This window comes from Runella sp. R0.1_18 (genome assembly GCF_057652155.1).
The window spans coordinates 1-368 of record NZ_JBYFCK010000112.1 but is presented as its reverse complement, the minus strand read 5'-3'; the positions used below and the strand labels follow the sequence as shown (position 1 = coordinate 368).

The following is a 368-nucleotide window of genomic DNA, read 5'->3' as shown; positions in this document are numbered from 1 at the left end:
TCAGGTAGGGTGTATTTACCACTTCCGTCGAGTGTTCCCATTTCGGCCGTGTCCAAAATACCGTCGTTATCATCGTCAGTATCAGTGGAATTTGGTGTACCATCGTTATCGGTGTCAAGTGCTTTACCCGCTGCTTCGGCTGTATCGAGAATACCATCACCATCATCATCGATGTCAGTAACATTTGGTGTACCGTCGTTGTCGGTATCAAGTGGTAGTTTATCCTGTGTATCCAAAATACCATCATTATCGTCGTCGGTATCGGTACTATCAGGAATTCCGTCTCCGTCCGTGTCTACAGCATCAATTAAATCAGGTACACCATCTCCGTCAGAATCAGGTAGGGTGTATTTACCACTTCCGTCGAG

General features: G+C 46.2%; 1 pseudogene. It reads right to left on the bottom strand.

From position 1 onward, the window contains the following. A pseudogene (locus AC23P2_RS31300) lies at window positions 1-368 on the bottom strand (hypothetical protein); the annotation flags it as partial.